12 protein-coding genes and 1 pseudogene are annotated in these 18,887 nt (G+C 69.6%); 6 read left to right on the plus strand and 7 right to left on the minus strand.

What is annotated here, in order from left to right:
• Positions 1-314: 314 nt before the first annotated feature.
• The 3 genes from OG349_RS07490 to ngcE form a co-directional block, all read right to left on the minus strand.
• Positions 315-1,232 (minus strand): carbohydrate ABC transporter permease, encoded by a 918-nt coding sequence (locus tag OG349_RS07490; RefSeq protein WP_327233855.1) that lies wholly within the window; start codon positions 1,230-1,232, stop codon positions 315-317.
• Entirely contained in the window at positions 1,232-2,155 is a 924-nt protein-coding gene (locus OG349_RS07495) for a carbohydrate ABC transporter permease (protein ID WP_327233856.1), read from the minus strand. Before OG349_RS07495 ends, OG349_RS07490 begins: the two co-directional genes overlap by 1 nt.
• Positions 2,156-2,242: 87 nt before the next feature.
• On the minus strand, positions 2,243-3,691 hold the full coding sequence (ngcE, locus tag OG349_RS07500) for an N-acetylglucosamine/diacetylchitobiose ABC transporter substrate-binding protein (RefSeq protein ID WP_327233857.1): 1,449 nt from the start codon (positions 3,689-3,691) through the stop codon (positions 2,243-2,245).
• Positions 3,692-4,193: 502 nt separating this feature from the next.
• On the opposite strand from ngcE, the gene OG349_RS07505 reads away from it, so the two are divergent.
• Positions 4,194-8,033 (plus strand): GH92 family glycosyl hydrolase, encoded by a 3,840-nt coding sequence (locus OG349_RS07505; protein ID WP_327233858.1) that lies wholly within the window; start codon positions 4,194-4,196, stop codon positions 8,031-8,033.
• A gap of 165 nt (positions 8,034-8,198) precedes the next feature.
• Positions 8,199-9,245 (plus strand): alcohol dehydrogenase catalytic domain-containing protein, encoded by a 1,047-nt coding sequence (locus OG349_RS07510; protein ID WP_327233859.1) that lies wholly within the window; start codon positions 8,199-8,201, stop codon positions 9,243-9,245.
• Positions 9,246-9,300: 55 nt separating this feature from the next.
• On the opposite strand, the gene acnA is transcribed toward OG349_RS07510, so the two are convergent.
• The 3 genes from acnA to OG349_RS07525 form a co-directional block, all read right to left on the minus strand.
• Entirely contained in the window at positions 9,301-12,015 is a 2,715-nt protein-coding gene (gene acnA, locus OG349_RS07515; RefSeq protein WP_327233860.1) for an aconitate hydratase AcnA, read from the minus strand.
• A gap of 259 nt (positions 12,016-12,274) precedes the next feature.
• Complete coding sequence (locus OG349_RS07520) at positions 12,275-12,916, minus strand: histidine phosphatase family protein (RefSeq protein ID WP_327233861.1); 642 nt, start codon at positions 12,914-12,916, stop codon at positions 12,275-12,277.
• Positions 12,913-14,421: an FGGY-family carbohydrate kinase gene (locus OG349_RS07525; RefSeq protein ID WP_327233862.1), complete on the minus strand. Its 1,509-nt coding sequence runs from the start codon at positions 14,419-14,421 to the stop codon at positions 12,913-12,915. Before OG349_RS07525 ends, OG349_RS07520 begins: the two co-directional genes overlap by 4 nt.
• 154 nt (positions 14,422-14,575) lie before the next feature.
• On the opposite strand from OG349_RS07525, the gene OG349_RS07530 reads away from it, so the two are divergent.
• The 3 genes from OG349_RS07530 (at position 14,576) to OG349_RS07540 (ending at position 17,992) form a co-directional block, all read left to right on the plus strand.
• Positions 14,576-15,361: a DeoR/GlpR family DNA-binding transcription regulator gene (locus OG349_RS07530; RefSeq protein WP_161311875.1), complete on the plus strand. Its 786-nt coding sequence runs from the start codon at positions 14,576-14,578 to the stop codon at positions 15,359-15,361.
• A 64-nt stretch (positions 15,362-15,425) separates the two neighbouring features.
• Positions 15,426-16,442 carry a 2-hydroxyacid dehydrogenase gene (locus tag OG349_RS07535; protein ID WP_327233863.1) on the plus strand — a complete coding sequence of 339 codons (1,017 nt, stop codon included), beginning with the start codon at positions 15,426-15,428 and terminating at the stop codon, positions 16,440-16,442.
• Between the two features lie 92 nt (positions 16,443-16,534).
• Positions 16,535-17,992 (plus strand): FGGY-family carbohydrate kinase, encoded by a 1,458-nt coding sequence (locus OG349_RS07540; RefSeq protein ID WP_327233864.1) that lies wholly within the window; start codon positions 16,535-16,537, stop codon positions 17,990-17,992.
• Positions 17,993-18,041: 49 nt separating this feature from the next.
• Here OG349_RS07540 and OG349_RS07545 read toward each other — a convergent pair.
• A pseudogene (locus OG349_RS07545) lies at positions 18,042-18,194 on the minus strand (FAD-dependent monooxygenase); the annotation flags it as partial.
• 113 nt (positions 18,195-18,307) lie between these two features.
• Between OG349_RS07545 and OG349_RS07550 the strand changes: the two are divergent.
• Positions 18,308-18,835: a DinB family protein gene (locus OG349_RS07550; protein ID WP_327233865.1), complete on the plus strand. Its 528-nt coding sequence runs from the start codon at positions 18,308-18,310 to the stop codon at positions 18,833-18,835.
• Positions 18,836-18,887 lie beyond the last annotated feature (52 nt).

Raw genomic sequence — 18,887 nt, forward strand, 5'->3', positions numbered from 1 at the left:
GGTCCGACCACCTCTGATCCGCCGTCGGATCATGGGGCGCCTGGGCCGCGCGGCCTCGGGACCCGGCCCGCCGGGGAGCGGTCCCCCTTGGTGTTTCCCGGCCCGGTGGCCGGTTCCAGCGGCGATATTCGGACACCGAGGGAGACATATCCCTCACGCGGGACGCACCCGTACGGGGACAGCGGGAAGGGCCCCGGCGTCTGCCGGGGCCCTTCCACCGCGTCACGGGTACGGGTGCTGTACGGATGCGGAACCGTTATCTCCGCGCGATCTCCGCTATCTCCGCCCGCGGAACCGTTACTTGAGCGTGACCCCTACTTGAGCGCGCCCGCGGTCAGCCCGGCCACCACCTGGCGCTGGAAGATGATGTACGCCCCCAGCACCGGGAGCATCGCCATCACGAGGCCGGCGAAGAGACCGGACCAGTCCCCCTTGTAGCCCTGGCTGCTCGCGAGCTGTACGAGCCCCTGGGTGAGGACCTTCTTGTCCGGGTCGGTGTTGAGCACCGTCGGCAGGAGGTACTGGTTCCACTGCCCGAGGAAGTTGAAGATGCCGACGCTGATCAGGCCGGGCTTGGCCATCGGCAGCATCACCTGGAAGAACGTCCGCGTGTGCGAGGCCCCGTCGATGATGGCCGCCTCCGCGACCGACGTGGGCAGCGTCTTGAAGAACGACGTCAGGAAGAACACCGTGAACGGCAGCGAGTAGGCGATGTACACCAGGATCAGGCCGTGGATGGTGTTCAGCAGGCCCAGGTTGTTCATGACGTAGAACAGCGGCACGAGCGCCAGGATGACCGGGAAGCTCATCCCGCCCACGAACAGGAAGTAGATGAAGCGGTTGCCCGGGAACTCGAAACGCGCCAGGACGTACGCGGCCATCGAGCCGAGCAGCAGCGTGCCGACGAGCGAACCGGCCACCACCAGGATGGTGTTGAGGAAGTAGTCGCTCATGTGCGCCTGGGTCCAGGCACGCGACCAGTTCTCGAAGTGCAGCTTGTCCGGCAGCGCCCACGGCGAGGTCAGGATCGACTTGTCGTCCTTGAAGGACGTCATCACCGCCCAGAGCAGCGGCAGCACGACCAGGACGGACCAGATGACCAGGACGCCGTGCGAGAAGACGTTGAGGACGCCGCCGCTGCGGTCCTTGCCGGCGGGCGCCGCCTGCTTCTTGACGACCGGCCGCGCCTCGACGGTCTCGGCGGGAGGAGGAGGGGTGTCAGTGGTCTTCATCAGAACTCCAGCCGCTCACGCCGACCCAGCCGCATCACGACGGCGGAGAAGATCAGTGTGACGATGAGAAGGGCGACGCCGATCGTGGTCGCGTATCCGGCCTGACCGTCACGGAACGCCTTCTGGTAGACGAGCAACGTCAGCACACTGGTGGAACCGTCCGGCCCGCCGGGGCCGACGGTGATGATCTGGACGACGGCGAACGACTCCGCGCCCAGGGCGAGGATGCCCATGTAGACCCAGCCCGACTGCACGGTGTCCCACAGCAGCGGCAGGGTGATGCGGAAGAAGGTGGTGATCCGGCTGGCGCCGTCCAGCAGCGCCGCCTCGTAGAAGTCCTTGGGGATGGAGGCCATGCCCGCGGAGAACAGGACGACGAAGAAGCCGACCTGGCTCCAGACCAGCACGGCCATCACGCACCACAGCGCGAGGTCCGGGTCGCCCAGCCATTCCGGCTGGACACTGCCCAGGCCCACCCCGCTGAGGGCGGAGTTGATCAGACCGCTGTTCGGGTTGTACGCGAACTGGAAGAGCAGCGCGACGATCGCGATCGAGAGCACCTGGGGGAAGAAGTAGACGATCTTGTAGAAGCCCGAGCCCTGGACCCCGGCGATCGCCGCTCCCTTTTTACGGCGTCCTCCCACGTTCAGCATGAACGAGAAGAACAGCGCGAGACCCAGTACGACGACGGGCAGCAGCAGCGCCAGGAGAACGCTGTGCTGCAACGACTTCCAGAAGGTGTCGTCGTCCAGCAGACGGGAATAGTTCCCGAAGCCGACCATCTTGAAGTCGGGGCTCAGACCGGTCCAGTCCGTGAACGAATAGTAGATGGACTGAATGAATGGCCAAATGACGAAAATGGTGTACATCGCCAAGGGGACCACCAAAAATCCCACGATGAACCGGTACTTGCCGTGTTGCATGTCTCCCGACCCCGAATCCTCGGCGGGTGCCGCCGTACTGCCTTGGGGAACCGGAAGCCCCGGTGGGGCTTCCGGTCACGTCCGCTCCTACTGGTGCTTGTAGTGCTTGATCGAGGTGTCCTTGGCGGCTTCGTCGGCGAAGCCCTGGGCCTTCTTGACGGCCTCGGCCGGCGTGATGCGGCCGGCCATCAGCTCACCGAGGACACCGGTACCGATCTTCTCCTTCTGGAGAGCCACGTACCAGTCCTGGAGCCGCGGGTTGAGCACGTTGTCACCCGCGAGCTTCAGCGCGTCGACACCCGCCTGCATCGCGGTCGAGAGGGTCAGCCCGTCCGTGCCGCCGTTGTACGCGCTCAGGGACTTCACCTTCGTGGTGAAGTTCTTCGACGCGGCCTCGCTCAGCATGACGCGCAGCTGCTCCATGCCGCCCTGCGGGTTCGCGGCCTTCGCCGGTACGATGAACGGCTCACCGCCGCCCGCCCAGAGGGTGCCGAACGGCAGCTTGTCCGAGCTGTCCAGGCTGGACGGCGCGGCCACCTTCATCTGGAAGTCCTTCGGCGTGGTCTTCGCCGCCTCGTTCTCGACCCAGGAGCCGTTCGGGATGAACAGCGCCTTGCCCTCGGTCCACGCGGTCTGCGACTGGATGTGGTCGATACCGGGGGTGCCCTTGAGGATGTAGCCCTTCTTGAACAGCTCGTAGTACGCCTCGAAGGCGGCCTTCACGGCCGGGTTCTTCCAGGCGTTGGGCTCAAGGTTGTCGATCGCGTCGAGGACCTCGCGGCCACCGATCTTGCCGATGAACGGGTACAGCGAGAACGGGATGTAGTACGGGTACTTGCCCGCGTACGTCCAGCCCGCGATGCCCTTCTTCTTGGCCTTCGCACACAGGGCCAGCATCGCGTCCCAGTCCTGGGGGTACTCCGCGTCGAGGTTGTCGAGCGCGGTCTGCGAGTACCACACGCCGTACACGGTGTAGGCGTAGTTCATGATCCAGACGGGCTCGCCGTCGTACTGGCCCATCTCGACGATGCCGGGCCGCAGGGTGTCGCGGACCTTCTTCGCCGGGTCGTCGATCGACGGCGCGTCGAGCAGCGGCGTGAGGTCGGTCAGCTGCTTCTTGCCGACCAGGACGCCCATGTCCATCTGCTCGGCGCCCGAGTTGTCGATCAGGTCCGGCGGGGTACCGCCGTTGAACCGGGGCGACAGCTCGGACTGGATCTTCTGCGTCGAAGAGAACTTGACCTTCGCCTTCGGGTACGCCTTCTCGAACAGCGCGACCGAGTCCTTCGCGTACTCCGTACCGAACCCTCCGTCGAACAGGACGAAGTCGAGCGGCGCCGTCTCGTTCACCCCGAGCGGGTTCTGCGCGGACGTCTTGCCCTTCTCGACCTTCTTGTCGGTCCCGCTGTCGCTGCTCGCGCACGAAGCCAGGAAGCCCATCGTCGGGACCGTGATCAGGCCGATCGCTGCGGATCGCTTGATCACGTCTCGACGGCCGAGGCCCTCGTTGGTGTGCTGAGCGGAGGTGGATCCCATGCTCAAGTCCTCGCCTTCTCCAGGACTCAGGCGGTGTACCGGTCGCCCGTCCTTCTCGTTTGAGGCGAAGGGCCCCGCCACCGCGGTCAAATGAAGCTGGGTCGTGCAGGATTGTGGTGCTCGAATACAGAGAGAACGGCCTGAATGGCCGGTCGGATGCGGGCAGAGCCCTCCCCGCCGTCCCCGGTTCCCCCTGATCCGCCCGCCGCTTGAAACCTCGCGGGCCGGTGTTCGACAGGTATAGTCCACTTGCCGCCGGGGGAGCAAGATCGAAAGCAGGTTTGGACGGCAGTCTTTCCCTAGTTGAGACCTCGCGGATATGTGAGCCGGTGGTGTCCTCATTCGACCACGACGGCCACTTCGAAATGACCGAGTCTCAGCCACTCCCGTCACCGACACACCTTCAACACCCTTGACACCACCCCGGAGTTGCCTCCTACTGGACCGCGCGCGTCTTGTTTGACAACGTTGTCCGGCTTGGTTTCGCAGGAGGAAACTCGGTATGCAGGAGAGATCCGCCCCCCGGCGCAGACAATGGCATGCGGCCGCCCTCGTGGCGACCGCGTCGCTGCTCGTCATGACGGCCCCGTCCGCCGCCACCGCCCAGACCGCCCGGCCGACTCCGGCGGAAAGGGAATTCACCTCCTCTTTCGAGGCGGACGAATCCCAGCCGGACTGGCGCAACACCGTAGAAGTCGGACCTGGCGGCGAGAAACGGGCATCGGGGGTCGACGGCGGCTTCAACGCCGGTATCCCCGGAAATGTCACGGACCAGGTGACCGAGGTCCGCGCCAGCGCCGAGAACACGGGCGGGGGCGAGACCAAGGAGAACCTCGTCGACGTCACTCCCGGCACGAAGTGGCTCGCCTTTGAATCGACCGCCTGGCTCGAATTCGACCTGGCCGAGCCGGTCAAGGTCGTCACCTACGCCCTGACGTCGGCGAACGACCACGCGGAGCGCGATCCCGCGGACTGGACGCTCCAGGGTTCCGCCGACGGCAAGGAGTGGAAGGACCTCGACTCCCGCACCGGCGAGACCTTCGCGGAACGCTTCCAGACCAAATCATATGAATTCGACAATCCCACCGCGTACGCGCACTACCGGCTGAACATCGCCGCGAACGACGGCGGTTCCGACATCACCCAGCTGGCGGACGTCCAGTTCTCCGACGGGGACACCACCCCGCCGGCGCCCGCCGAGATGCGTACCCAGGTCGACCGCGGCCCGTCCGGCTCCCCGACCGCCAAGTCCGGCGCCGGGTTCACCGGCACCCGGGCGCTGAAGTACGCCGGTACGCACCAGCCCGAGGGGCGCGCGTACTCGTACAACAAGGTCTTCGACGTCAACACGGCGGTACGGCGCGACACCGCGCTCTCGTACCGGATCTACCCGTCCCTCCCGGAGACGGATCTCAACTACCCGGCGACCAACGTCGCGGTGGACCTGGCCTTCACGGACGGCACGTACCTCAGCGACCTCAAGGCGCTCGACTCGCACGGCGGGCTGCTGACCCCGCAGGGCCAGGGCGCCGCCAAGCGCCTGTACGTCAACCAGTGGAACCAGGTCGACGCCCGGATCGGCTCGGTCGCCGCCGGCAAGACCGTGGACCGCGTCCTGGTGGCGTACGACGCCCCCAAGGGCCCCGGGAAGTTCCAGGGCTGGATCGACGACATCACCCTGGCGCCCAAGGCGCCGGAGAAGCGGCTCGCGCACCTGTCGGACTACGCGTCCACGGTCCGCGGGACCAACTCCAGCGGGTCGTTCTCGCGCGGCAACACCTTCCCGGCGACCGCCGTGCCCAACGGCTTCAACTTCTGGACGCCGGTGACCAACGCCGGTTCGGACAGCTGGCTGTACGAATACGCCCGCGCGAACAACGCCGACAACCTGCCCACGCTCCAGGCGTTCAGCGCCAGCCACGAGCCGAGCCCGTGGATGGGCGACCGGCAGACCTTCCAGCTGATGCCGTCCGTGGCGGCCGGCGTCCCGGACCCGGACCGCGCCGAGCGGGCGCTGCCCTTCCGGCACGAGAACGAGACCGCGAAGCCGCACTACTACGGCGTCACGTTCGAGAACGGCCTGAAGGCCGAGATGACCCCGACCGACCACGCGGCGATGATGCGCTTCACCTATCCCGGTGACGACGCCAGCATCGTGTTCGACAACATCTCGAACGCGGGTGGGCTGACCCTCGATCCGGCGACCGACTCCTTCACCGGCTTCTCGGACGTCAAGAGCGGTCTGTCGACCGGCGCCACCCGGCTTTTCGTATACGGCGTCTTCGACGCACCCGTCACGGCGAGCGGCAAGCTCACCGGCGGCGGGCGTGACGACGTCACCGGCTACCTGCGCTTCGACGCGGGAGCGGACCGTACCGTCGGACTGCGCCTCGCGACATCGCTGATCAGCGTCGACCAGGCGAAGAAGAACCTCGCCGACGAGATCCCCGCCGGCACCCGCTTCGAGAAGGTCGAGAGCGGCGCACAGAGGGCGTGGGACTCCCTGCTGGGCCGGATCGAGGTGGAGGGCGCGGACCACGACCAGCTGACGTCCCTGTACTCCAGCCTCTACCGGCTCTACCTCTATCCGAACTCCGGCTTCGAGAACACCGGCACGAAGTCCCGGCCGAAGCAGCAGTACGCCAGCCCCTTCTCGCCGCAGACCGGGCCCGACACGCCGACGCAGACCGGCGCGAAGATCGTCGACGGCGAGGTGTACGTCAACAACGGCTTCTGGGACACGTACCGGACGACCTGGCCCGCGTACTCCTTCCTCACCCCGAAGAAGGCCGGGAAGCTCGTCGACGGGTTCGTGCAGCAGTACAAGGACGGTGGCTGGATCTCGCGCTGGTCCTCGCCCGGGTACGCCGACCTGATGACCGGCACCAGCTCGGACGTGGCCTTCGCCGACGCGTACGTCAAGGGCGTCGACTTCGACGCGGAGACGGCGTACGAGGCGGCGCTCAAGAACGCGACCGTCGCGCCCCCCATGTCGGGCGTGGGCCGCAAGGGCATGGAGACGTCGCCGTTCCTCGGCTACGCCTCCACGGAGACCCATGAGGGCCTCTCCTGGTCGCTGGAGGGCTACCTCAACGACTACGGCCTGGCGGAGATGGGCCAGGCGCTCTACAAGAAGACGAAGAAGCCGCGCTACAAGGAGGAGTCCGCGTACTTCCTCAACCGCGCCCAGAACTACGTCTCGCTCTTCGACACCCAGGCCGGCTTCTTCCAGGGCCGCAACCTCAAGGGCGACTGGCGGGTGCCGTCGGCCAGCTACGACCCGCGGATCTGGGGGTACGACTACACCGAGACGAACGGCTGGGGTTACGCCTTCACCGCGCCGCAGGACAGCCGCGGTCTGGCCAACCTGTACGGCGGCCGCGCCGGGCTCGGCGAGAAGCTCGACACGTACTTCTCGACGCCGGAGACGGCCGGGGCCGAGTTCGTCGGCTCGTACGGCGGGGTCATCCACGAGATGACGGAGGCACGCGACGTCCGGATGGGCATGTACGGCCACTCCAACCAGGTCGCCCACCACGTCACGTACATGTACAACGCGGCCTCGCAGCCGTGGAAGACGCAGGAGAAGGTCCGCGAGGTCCTCTCCCGCCTCTACACCGGCAGCGAGATCGGCCAGGGTTACCACGGCGACGAGGACAACGGCGAGCAGTCGGCGTGGTACCTCTTCTCCTCCCTGGGCTTCTACCCGCTGGTGATGGGCAGTGGGGAGTACGCGATCGGCTCGCCGCTCTTCACGAAGACGACGGTCCACCTGGACAACGGCCGCGACCTGGTCGTCAAGGCGCCGAAGAACAGCGCGAAGAACATCTACGTCCAGGGTCTGAAGGTCAACGGCAAGACGTGGAACTCCACGTCCCTGCCGCACGACGTGCTGGAGAAGGGCGGCGTGCTGGAGTTCGCCATGGGCTCCAAGCCCTCCACGTGGGGGACGGGCGCGAACGCGGCCCCGGTCTCGATCACGAAGGACGACAAGGTGCCGGCGCCGCGCACGGACGCGCTGACCGCGTCGGGCCCGCTCTTCGACAACTCCTCCCGCACGGAGGCCCCTGTCGGGTCGGTGGACCTGCCGGTGGCCGCGTCCACCCGGGCGGTGCAGTACACGCTGACGTCGGCGAAGGCCGGGACGGCGCCGACCGGCTGGCGGCTGGAGGGCTCGGCCGACGGCACGACGTGGAGGACGCTGGACACGCGGGCGGGTGAGACCTTCGCGTGGGACAAGCAGACGCGGGCGTTCACGGTGCCGCGTCCGGGGTCGTACGCGCACTACCGGCTGGTGACGGACGGTCAGGCGGCGCTGGCGGAGGTGGAGCTGCTGCGCTGACGCACCGGAGGACGGAGCCCTCGGGCGAGGACGGGTCATCGGCGTACGCCGGTGGCCCGTCCGGCGTTCCGGGGCGTCTCTTCGTGCGGCCGGCGTTCGGGTGGCGGGCGGCTCCCGTCCGGCGCAGAGTGGATGTGGTGTGCTTCCACGCAGAGGGGACTCGCGATGGCCCTCACCGGTCGTGATGTGAACCGTGTGGTGCTCGTGTCGGAGCCGGGCGGCCCGTTCAGCGTCACCGAGACCGCCGTACCCGAGCCCGGCCCCGGCGAGGTCCGGGTCGCCGTGGAGGCGTGCGGGATCTGCCATTCGGATGTGTCGATCATCGAGGGGTGGCTGCCGGGCACGGCCTTCCCCCTCACACCGGGCCACGAGATCGCCGGGCGGATCGAGGCGGTGGGTGACGGAGTCACCGGTGTACGGAAGGGGCAGCGCGTCGCGTGCGGCTACATCGCGGGCACCTGTGGGCACTGCGAGGCGTGCCGGTCGGGGGACACGGTGAACTGTGTGGAGGCGAAGACCCCGGGCCTCTCGTACCCCGGCGGTTTCGCCGACACGGTGGTGCTCCCGGTGAGCGCCCTCTCCGTGATCCCTGAGGGGCTGGCGTCGGCCGACGCGGCTGCGCTGGCGTGCGCGGGCCTGAGCGCCTTCAACGCGCTGCGCAACAGCGTGGCCAGGCCGGGGGATCTGGTCGCGGTGCAGGGGCTCGGCGGGGTGGGACACCTGGCGGTGCGGATCGCGGCCCGGATGGGCTTCGAGACGGTGGCGGTCGCGCGGGGCAGGGAGAAGGCCCGGCTCGCGGTGGATCTGGGCGCCGACCACTACATCGACAGTACGGAACAGGACGTCGCGCAGACGCTGACGGAGTACGGCGGCGGGTACGGCGGCGCCAAGGTCGTCGTCTCGACGGTCACCGACTCGGCGGCCACGACGTCGGCCCTGGGCGGGCTGGGCCGCCGGGGCGAGCTGGTCCTCGTCGGGATCTCCGCGGATGATCTGCGGATCAGCGGCTGGGAGCTGATCGGCGGTACGAAGAAGATCTACGGTCTGATCTCGGGGACGACGCTGGACCGCGAGGAGATGTTCCGCTTCGCGGTCAGGACGGGGATCAGGCCGTGGACGGAGCAGCTGCCTCTGGAAGAGGTGAGCACGGCGTACGCGCGGATGCTGGCGGGCGAGGCCCGCTTCCGCATGGTGCTGACCACCGCGGCCTGACGGCGTCGGCCCCCACCTGCGAGCAGGTGGGGGACGACGCGGGGTGCCGCCGGTCCTACTTGCGGATCAGGCTGCGGAGCACGTACTGCATGATGCCGCCGTTGCGGTAGTAGTCCGCCTCGCCGGGGGTGTCGATACGGACGACCGCGTCGAACTCGACGCCCGTGTCCGTGGTGACCTTGACCGTGCGCGGGGTGGTGCCGTTGTTCAGCTCGGTCACGCCGGTGAAGGAGAAGGTCTCCTCACCGGTCAGCCCGAGGGTCACCGCCGAGGCGCCTTCCGGGTACTGGAGCGGGAGCACGCCCATGCCGATCAGGTTCGAGCGGTGGATGCGCTCGTACGACTCGGCGATGACGGCCTTCACACCGAGCAGCGCGGTGCCCTTCGCGGCCCAGTCGCGGGACGAGCCCGAGCCGTACTCCTTGCCCGCCAGGACGACCAGCGGGACGCCGGCGGCCTGGTAGTTCTGCGAGGCGTCGTAGATGAAGGAGACCGGGCCGCCCTCGGCGGTGAAGTCGCGGGTGTAGCCGCCCTCGGTGCCCGGCGCGATCTGGTTGCGCAGGCGGATGTTGGCGAACGTGCCGCGGATCATGACCTCGTGGTTGCCCCGGCGGGAGCCGTACGAGTTGAAGTCGCGGCGCTCGACGCTGTGTTCCGTAAGGTACTTGCCGGCCGGGGTGTCGGCCTTGATCGCGCCGGCCGGGGAGATGTGGTCGGTGGTGACCGAGTCGCCCAGCTTGGCAAGCACCCGCGCGCCCGCGATGTCGGCGACCGGGGTCGTCTCCATCGTCATGCCGTCGAAGTAGGGGGGCTTGCGGACGTACGTGGACTGCGGGTCCCACTCGAAGGTGTTGCCGGTGGGGATGGACAGCGCCTTCCACTGCGCGTCGCCCGCGAAGACGTCCTTGTACGAGTCGGTGAACATGTCCTGGCCGATCGCGGAGGCGACCACCTCGTTGACCTCGGCCTCGGTGGGCCAGATGTCCTCCAGGTGGACCGGCTTGCCGTCCTGGTCGGTGCCGATCGCGTCCCGGGTGATGTCCACCTTCATGGAGCCCGCGATGGCGTAGGCGACGACCAGCGGCGGGGAGGCCAGGTAGTTCATCTTGACGTCGGGGTTGATACGGCCCTCGAAGTTGCGGTTGCCCGAGAGCACGGCCGCGACGGCGAGGTCGGCCTCGTTGACCGCCTTCGAGATCTCCTCGTCCAGCGGGCCCGAGTTGCCGATGCAGGTCGTGCAGCCGTAACCGACCAGGTTGAAGCCGAGCTTGTCGAGGTACGGCGTGAGGCCGGCCTTGTCGAAGTAGTCGGTGACGACCTTGGAGCCGGGGGCGAGGGTGGTCTTGACCCACGGCTTGCGGGTCAGGCCCTTCTCGACGGCCTTCTTGGCGACGAGCGCGGCGGCGACCATCACGTACGGGTTCGACGTGTTGGTGCAGGAGGTGATCGCGGCGACGGTGACCGCGCCGTGGTCGATCTCGTACGTCGAGCCGTCCGGGGTGGTGACCAGGGTCGGCTTGGTGGGCACGCCGTTGCTGCTGGCCGGGGAGTCCGAGGCCGGGAAGGACTCCTTGCCCGCCTCCTCGTCGTCCGTGACGTAGTTCTTCACGTCGTGGGCGAACTGGGCCTTGGCGTCGGCGAGGACGATGCGGTCCTGCGGGCGCTTGGGGCCGGCGATCGAGGGGACGACCGTGGAGAGGTCGAGCTCAAGACGCTCGGAGAAGTCGGGCTCGGCGGCCGGGTCCAGCCAGAGGCCCTGCTCCTTGGCGTACGCCTCGACCAGCGCGACCTGCTGGTCGGAACGGCCGGTGAGCTTCAGGTACTTGATGGTCTCGTCGTCGATCGGGAAGATCGCGGCGGTGGAGCCGAACTCCGGCGACATGTTGCCGATGGTGGCGCGGTTGGCCAGCGAGGTGGCGGCGACGCCCTCCCCGTAGAACTCCACGAACTTGCCGACGACGCCGTGCTTGCGCAGCATCTCGGTGATGGTGAGGACGAGGTCCGTGGCGGTGGTGCCCGGGGTCAGCTCGCCGGTCAGCTTGAAGCCGACGACGCGCGGGATGAGCATCGAGACGGGCTGGCCGAGCATGGCCGCCTCGGCCTCGATCCCGCCGACGCCCCAGCCCAGCACACCGAGGCCGTTGACCATGGTGGTGTGCGAGTCGGTGCCGACGAGGGTGTCGGGGTACGCCTGGCCGCCCCGGACCATGACCGTACGGGCCAGGTGCTCGATGTTGACCTGGTGGACGATGCCGGTGCCGGGCGGGACGACCTTGAACTCGTCGAACGCGGTCTGGCCCCAGCGCAGGAACTGGTAGCGCTCCTTGTTGCGGCCGTACTCCAGCTCCACGTTCTGCGCGAACGAGTCCGGCGTACCGAACTTGTCGGCGATCACGGAGTGGTCGATGACCAGCTCGGCCGGGGCCAGCGGGTTGATCTTCGCCGGGTCACCGCCCAGCTCCTTGACGGCCTCACGCATGGTGGCGAGGTCGACCACACAGGGCACCCCGGTGAAGTCCTGCATGATCACGCGGGCCGGCGTGAACTGGATCTCCTGGCTCGGCTGGGCCTGGGAGTCCCAGGCCCCGACGGAGCGGATGTGGTCGGCGGTGATGTTCGCGCCGTCCTCGGTGCGGAGCAGGTTCTCCAGCAGCACCTTCAGGCTGTACGGGAGGCGCTCGGAGCCCTCGACCTTGTCCAGCTTGAAGATCTCGTACGACTCGTCACCCACGCGCAGCGTGCTGCGGGCGTCGAAGCTGTTCGCCGACACGACAGTCTCCTTCATCAATGTGCGCGTTCTACCGCGCCGTACCTCAGGTGCGGCAACCGCCGCGTGATGCCGCCACGACCCCTCGCCGATCCGCTAAGGTAAGACTTACTAAGGTAACCCTCACCGATCGAGCGACTCCGGTACGCCTTCGGCATATATCTCGATGTCGAGATAACTCTAGTACATGAGCGCGCCAGGGTCATGCCCGGACCCGCTGCGCCGCCCCGCCGATCGCGGGCGGGACCGCGCCGGGAAGCGGTCAGGTCGGGACGTTGTACGAGATCAGGGACGTCTGGTCGGCCGTTACGCGGAGTTCGGTGACGGCGCAGTTGCGCAGGCCCGGGAGGGTCCGGCGGTAGTCGCTCTTCGGGATGGACAGCAGGTGGCAGAGGACCAGGCGGAAGAGCGTGTTGTGGGCCACCACCAGGATCCGGCCGCCCGGGTGGGTGGTCGCGAGGCGGAGGAGTGCTGTCGCGCCTCGGGTGGCGGCGGCCTCGGGGTCCTCTCCGCCCGGTAGCGGGTGCGCGGCCGGGTCGCGGCGGAAGGCCTCGACCTCGCGGGGGTGGACGGCTTCCAGTTCGGTGAGCGTCCGGCCCTCCGCGATTCCGAAGTCGAGTTCCAGCAGGTCCGGTTCGGCTACGGGGCGTAGTCCGGTCGTGCGGGCCGCCGGGGCCGCCGTGCGGCGGGCGCGGGACAGGGGGGACGTGACGATCGCGTCCAGGGCCGCGTCGGCGGCCCATCTGCCCAGTGCCTCTGCCTGCTCGGCCCCCAGAGGGGTCAGGTCGATGTCGCTGATCCCGGCGTAGCGGTTCTCCGCGTGCCAGACCGTCTCCCCGTGGCGGGACAGGAAGAGCGTGGTGGGGGTGGGGGTCGAGGTGAGGGTCGGCTCGCGGGTGGTCATCCTTCTGTCCTCGCGTACGTCGCCGTTTCCCTCGGGAGCCAGCCTCGGCGTTCCAGTTCGTCCACCAGCGTCACGAACGGGCCCGTGAAGCGGTCGTGGTGGTCCTGGCGTGGCTCCAGTGTCGTGCGGATACGGACCATGCCCCGGGCGACCCGGCCGCCGCCCCGTACGCCGTACGCCGCCAGCACCGCCATGCCGAGCGCCGGGTCGGTGTGTTCGGGGATCGCGGCGGGGCGGCCGAGGACGTCCGCGCGCAGCTGGTTCCAGTAGGCGCTGCGGGTCGCGCCGCCGGTGAAGGTCACCGGGCCCTCGACCGACGCGCCGAGCATCCGTACGTAGGCGAGGCAGAGCCGTTCGGCCAGGGCGACGCCCTGGAGCAGCGCCGCGTGGTGGTCGGCCTCGTCGGCCGGGCTGCCGAGCACGAACGCCTCGGCGTCGGAGGCCAGGAAGGGGAAGCGTTCGCCACGGGAGACCAGGGGGTACGCGACCACGCTCGCCGGCTCCCGCGCGGCGGCGCCCAGGTCGAGCTGCCCGAGGTCGGCGCCGGGGAACGTCCGGGTCAGGACGCCGGCCCCGACGCTGGAGGCGCCGCCGGGCAGCCAGTTCCCGTCCGGGGAGCGGTGGTTGTAGACGACTCCGGCGGGGTCGTGGAGAGGGGAGGCGGTGACGCCCTTGAGGACGAGGGTGGTGCCGAGGACGGAGTTCCACTGCCCGACCTCCCAGGCCCCGGAGCCCAGTTGGGCCGCGCAGCCGTCCGTCATCCCGGCGAGGACCGGCGTGCCCTCGGCGAGGCCCGTCGCCTCGGCGGCCTCGCGGCCCACCGTACCGAGCGGGGTGCCGGGCGCCACCACGGCGGGGAAGTCGAGGCCGGAGAGCCCGAGCCGGTCGTGGGCGGCGGTCGGCCACGTACGGGAGTACAGGTCGTACCCGGTCTTGAGGGCGTGGCTGGAGTCGGTGGCCACGCGGTGGCCGACGAGCCGGCCGGTGACGAAGTCGGCCTGATGGCAGACGCGGGCGCCCCGTAGTCGGGTGGGGGCGGCGGATTCCGCGCCGGGCGCGCCGTCGTGGTGCGCCCCCGTGAGCCAGAGGAGTTTGGCGAGGGCCCAGCTCGGCTGGATACGGATCCCCAGCTCCCGCCACACGTCGGCGCAGGTCTCCTGGGCGTACCGCGCCTCCGCCGCCGCCCGGCTGTCGTCGTACATGAGGGCGGGGGTGAGGGGGGTGCCGTGGGCGTCGGTGAGCAGGACGGTACCCGACGTGCCGCACACGGCGATCCCCCGCACCCGGGCGGCGGGGACCTCGCGGAGGGTCCGGCGGAGGGCGGCGGTCGCGGCCGTCCACCAGTCGGCGGGGAGTTGTTCGTGCCGGTCGCCGTCGCGGTGGCCGGTGAGGGGGGCCGAGCCCCGGCCCCGTACCCGCCCGTCGTCGGTGACGGCCAGGGCGCGGACGCCCTGCGTCCCGAGGTCGAGCCCGAGCCACACGTCCTCGTGGTGTGCGTCCGTCACCCCTGCCTGCCTTCCTGTCTGTTCCGGTCTCCGGCGTGCGGTGTCTGTGTGCTGTGTCCTCACGACGCTTTTCACACCGCGACCACGGCGGACCTCAACAATCTATGTTATATCCTCAGAGCTTCATGTTATTGGTGAGGAACAGGACCGGGGAATGTCACAGGACAAGAGCCAGCTCGGCCCCGCACAGCGCCGCCGCGAGATCTCCGATCACGTACTGACCGAGGGATCGGCGTCCGCGGCGGACCTGGCGGAGCGGTTCGGCGTGAGTCCGATGACCATCTACCGCGACATCGACGAGCTGGAACGCGAAGGGGTCCTGCGCAAGTTCCGCGGCGGTGTCACCGCCCAGCCCTCGGGGGTGTTCGAGAGCAACGTGGCGTACCGCAAGAAGTCCATGCGGCCGGAGAAGGAGGCCCTCGCCGCGAAGGCCGCCACCCTGGTCGAGCCCGGCATGTCGGTGATGATCGACGACTCGACCACCGCGCTGGAGCTGGCGAAGCTCCTCCCCCGGTTCGAACCGCTCACCGTCGTCACCAACTTCCTGGAGGCGCTGAACCTCCTCTCCGGGGAACGCGGTGTGCATCTGATGGCCCTGGGCGGCGACTACGACCCGCTGCACGACTCCTTCCTCGGCGTGCCGTGTGTCGAGGCGGTCGAGGCGCTGCGCGTCGACCTGTGTTTTGTGTCGACGTCGTCGGTGTTCGGCGACCACGCCTTCCATCAGGAACAGCGCATAGTCGCCGTCAAACGCGCGATGCTCGCGGCCTCCGGCCGTAAGGTGCTGATGATCGACCATTCCAAGATCGGCAGGACCGCGCTGTACCGGCTGGCGCCGCTCTCCGCGTTCGACCTCGTCCTGATCGACGACCGCACCCCGCCGGACGTCCTGCGCTCGCTGGACGAGAGCGGTGTCCGCTACGAGATCGCCCCCACCTGAGACGGCCCATGCCGGCGGGACCGGCCCGTCCTTACGGGACCGCCACGACCAGGGAGAGTCCACGATGAAGATCCTCGCCGCCGGCGACCATTTTGTCGCCCCCGACCTGTTCGCCCGGGAACTGACCGCCGAGATCGGTGACAGTCATACGATCGGCGAACTGCTCCTCCCCTGGCCCCTGACCCCGTTCGGCCCGGTCTCCGAGGTGGTCGAGGCGTCGGGCGACGAGGCCACGCTCCTGGCCGCGCTCGACGACGTACGGATCTGCGTCACCCAGATGGCCCCGGTGACCAGGAAGGTCCTCGAAGGCGCCCCCGAACTGCGGCTGGTGGTCGTCGGCCGGGGCGGCCCCGTGAACGTCAACCTCGACGCCGCGAAGGAACGCGGGGTCCAGGTCTGCAACACCCCGGGACGCAACGCGGCCGCCACCGCCGAGTACACGGTCGGCCTGCTGCTGGCCACGATGCGCCGTATCCCGGAGACGTCCGCCACGCTCGCCGCCGGCCGGTGGGCGGGTGAGTTCTACACGTACGACAACTGCGGTCCCGGTCTGGACGGCGCGCGGGTCGGGCTCATCGGCTGCGGCGCGGTCGGCAGCCGGGTGGCGCGGGCGCTGGGCGCGTTCGGCGCGCACGTCCAGGTGTACGACCCGTACGCGGACCCGGAGTCGCTGCGCGAGGTGGGCACGCCCGTCGCCGACCTGGACGAGCTGCTGCGTACCTCCGACGTGGTGTCGCTGCACGCCCGGCTCACCCCGGAGACCCGGGGGCTGCTCGGCGCCCGCGAGCTGGCGCTGCTGCCCGAGGGCGCGGTGGTGGTGAACTGCGCGCGGGGCGCGCTGCTGGACGAGGACGCGCTGTGCGACGCGCTGGAGTCGGGGCGGCTGGCGGCGGCCGGGCTCGACGTGTTCGCGGTGGAGCCGCCGCCGGCCGGCTCGCGGCTGCGGTCGGCGCCGCGGCTGGTGATGACCCCTCACCTGGCGGGCGCGAACACGGCGGTCGCGCACAACGCGGCGAGGACGGCCGCCGCCGAAGTGGGCCGGTTCCTGCGCGGCGAGCCTCTCGCCCACCGTGTCGTCTGAGGCTTGACTGGTCGTCAGGGGACCAGGTCGTCCCGGGACCGGGCGTCTCCGGACGGGCCTTGAGTTCCGCGGGTCACGACAGAGGAGGCACGGTGTTCGTCGGACTGGACATGGGAACCTCGGTCGCCAAGGCGGCGGCCTTCGCGGAGGACGGCACCGCGCTGCGGGTCGAGTCCACACCGATCTCGCTCGGCGGCCGGGGCGAGCGGGTCGAGCAGGATCTCGAAGAGGTGGTACGGGCCGCCGCCCACGTCCTCGCGGCGGTGACCGACGGCAAATCGCCGGAGCTGGTCGCCATGACCGGCCAGGGCGACGGGCTGTGGCTGGTGGACGCCGGGGGACGGGCCGTACGCCCCGCGATGTCGTGGATGGACGGCCGGGCCGGGGACCTGGTGGCGGGGTGGATGGAGGACGGTACGGCGGAGCGTGTGTACCGGCGGACGGGGAACGTCCTGTTCCCCGGCTCCCCCGGGCCGCTCCTGGCCTGGCTGGACCGTAACGAACCGGAGTCCTTGGAGACGGCCACGACCGCCGCGTGCTGCAAGGACGTCCTCCATCTGCGGCTGACGGGCGAGCGCGGGACCGATCTCTCGGACGCGTCGGTCCCTTTCCTCGACCCGCGCACCCGCGCATACTCCCCCGAGGCGCTCGCGGCCCTGGGGGTGGCGGGTCGGGCGGACCTGCTGCCGCCGATCGCGGCGACCCTGCCGTACGGGAAGGCGGACGGCCGTACGCCGGGGCTGCCCGCGGGCACGCCGGTCACGTCAGGACCGTACGACCTGCCCGCGACGGCGATCGGCGCGGGGGTGACGGAGCCGGGTGACGGTCTGCTGATCGTCGGTACGACGCTGGCGTGCCAGGTGGTCGTGGAGAGCGTCGCGTTCGACGCGGAGCCGGTGGGGTTCCATCTCGCCACGGCCAGGCCCGACCGCCATATGAGGGCCCTGCCCGCGATGACCGGCACGGTCGCGCTGGACTGGGTGCTGGGGCTGGTGGGCGCCACGCACGACCAGGTGTCGGGGATGCTGGACGAGTCGCCGCGCGGCGCGAACGGCGTGGCCGCGCTGCCGTACCTCTCGCCGTCCGGTGAGCGCGCCCCGTTCGTGGACCCCACCGCACGCGCGGAGTTCACCGGTCTGGACCTGCGGGCGTCCCGCGCGGATCTGGTACGGGGCATGTGCGAGGCGATCGCTCTCGCGGCGCGGCACTGTCTGGACGCGGCGGGGCTCACCGGCGAACTGGCCATCGCCGGCGGCGGCACCCGCAGCCTGGCGTGGCTGCGGCTGTTCGCCGACGTGCTGGGCCGCCCGCTGCGGGTGGCCCGGGGACCGGAGCCGGGCGCGCGGGGCGCCGTCCTGTCCGGAGTCGCGGCGCGGGGAGGGGAATTGGGCCACGACCTCGACGTGGCGGCGTGGACGGCACCGGAGGTGGTGGTGGACCCGGACCCGGCGGCTGTCGCGTTCTACGACAGCGCGTATGTGGACTACCTGTTCCGGGTCGCGAACGCGCGGGAACGCTGGCGGGGGCCGGCCGAGGGCCGGCGGGGGTGAGTTCCGGCGTCGGATCGAGAGGGCTGGACCTCGTCACCTCGTCACCTCGTCACCTCGTCACCTCATCGAAGAAGTCGAGGGCCTCGGCGGGGTCCGGGCTCACGAGGCGTTCCGGACCGGCCGTTGTCATCTTCGCCCACCCGCCGGCCCGTACCCACATCGGTTCCTCGAAGGCTCGGACGGTCTTGTCCGCGTCCGCCGGACTCACCCGACCGTCGGCGTGACGGTCGGCCACGTCGCGGACACGCCCTGACGCGTGTTCGTCGTCGGCGAAGGGCCGGGACGTCCCTGGGGGGTGTGTGCCAGGGTCCTGGCATGACTTCGACACCGGACGGACGCCTGGTCCCACCCGTGCGCGCCGGCGAGCGCGCCATGCTGGAAGCGTGGCTCGACTTCCACCGTGCGACTCTCGCCCTGAAGTGCTCGGGCCTGGAGGACGATCAATTACGGCTGGCCTCGGCCCCGCCGTCGCCGATGACCCTGCTGGGCCTCCTCCAGCACATGGCCGAGGTGGAACGTAACTGGTTCCAGCGTATGTTCGCCGGCCGGGACGTGCCCCCGGTCTTCGGTAAGAGCAACGTCGACGGCTTCGCGTTGGAGGACGGCCGAGGGCTCGACGAGGTGGTGGCGGTCTGGCGGACGGAGATCCGTCGGGGGCGTGAACTCGTCGCCGCCGCCTCGCTGGACGACTCCGGCCGTCTGTCCGAGGAGGAAGCCGGCCACGTGGGCGGCGAAGAGGTCTCGCTGCGCTGGATCATGGTCCACATGATCGAGGAGTACGCACGTCACAACGGCCATGCCGACCTGATCCGGGAGCGCGTCGACGGTGTCGCCGGGCTGTGAGACGCGGTGGGCGGCGCATGTCCGGCCGGCTCTCGTGCCCTCCTGCTCCCCC

It is taken from the genome of Streptomyces sp. NBC_01317 (genome assembly GCF_035961655.1).
In the GTDB taxonomy this organism is placed as follows: Bacteria; Actinomycetota; Actinomycetes; order Streptomycetales; family Streptomycetaceae; genus Streptomyces.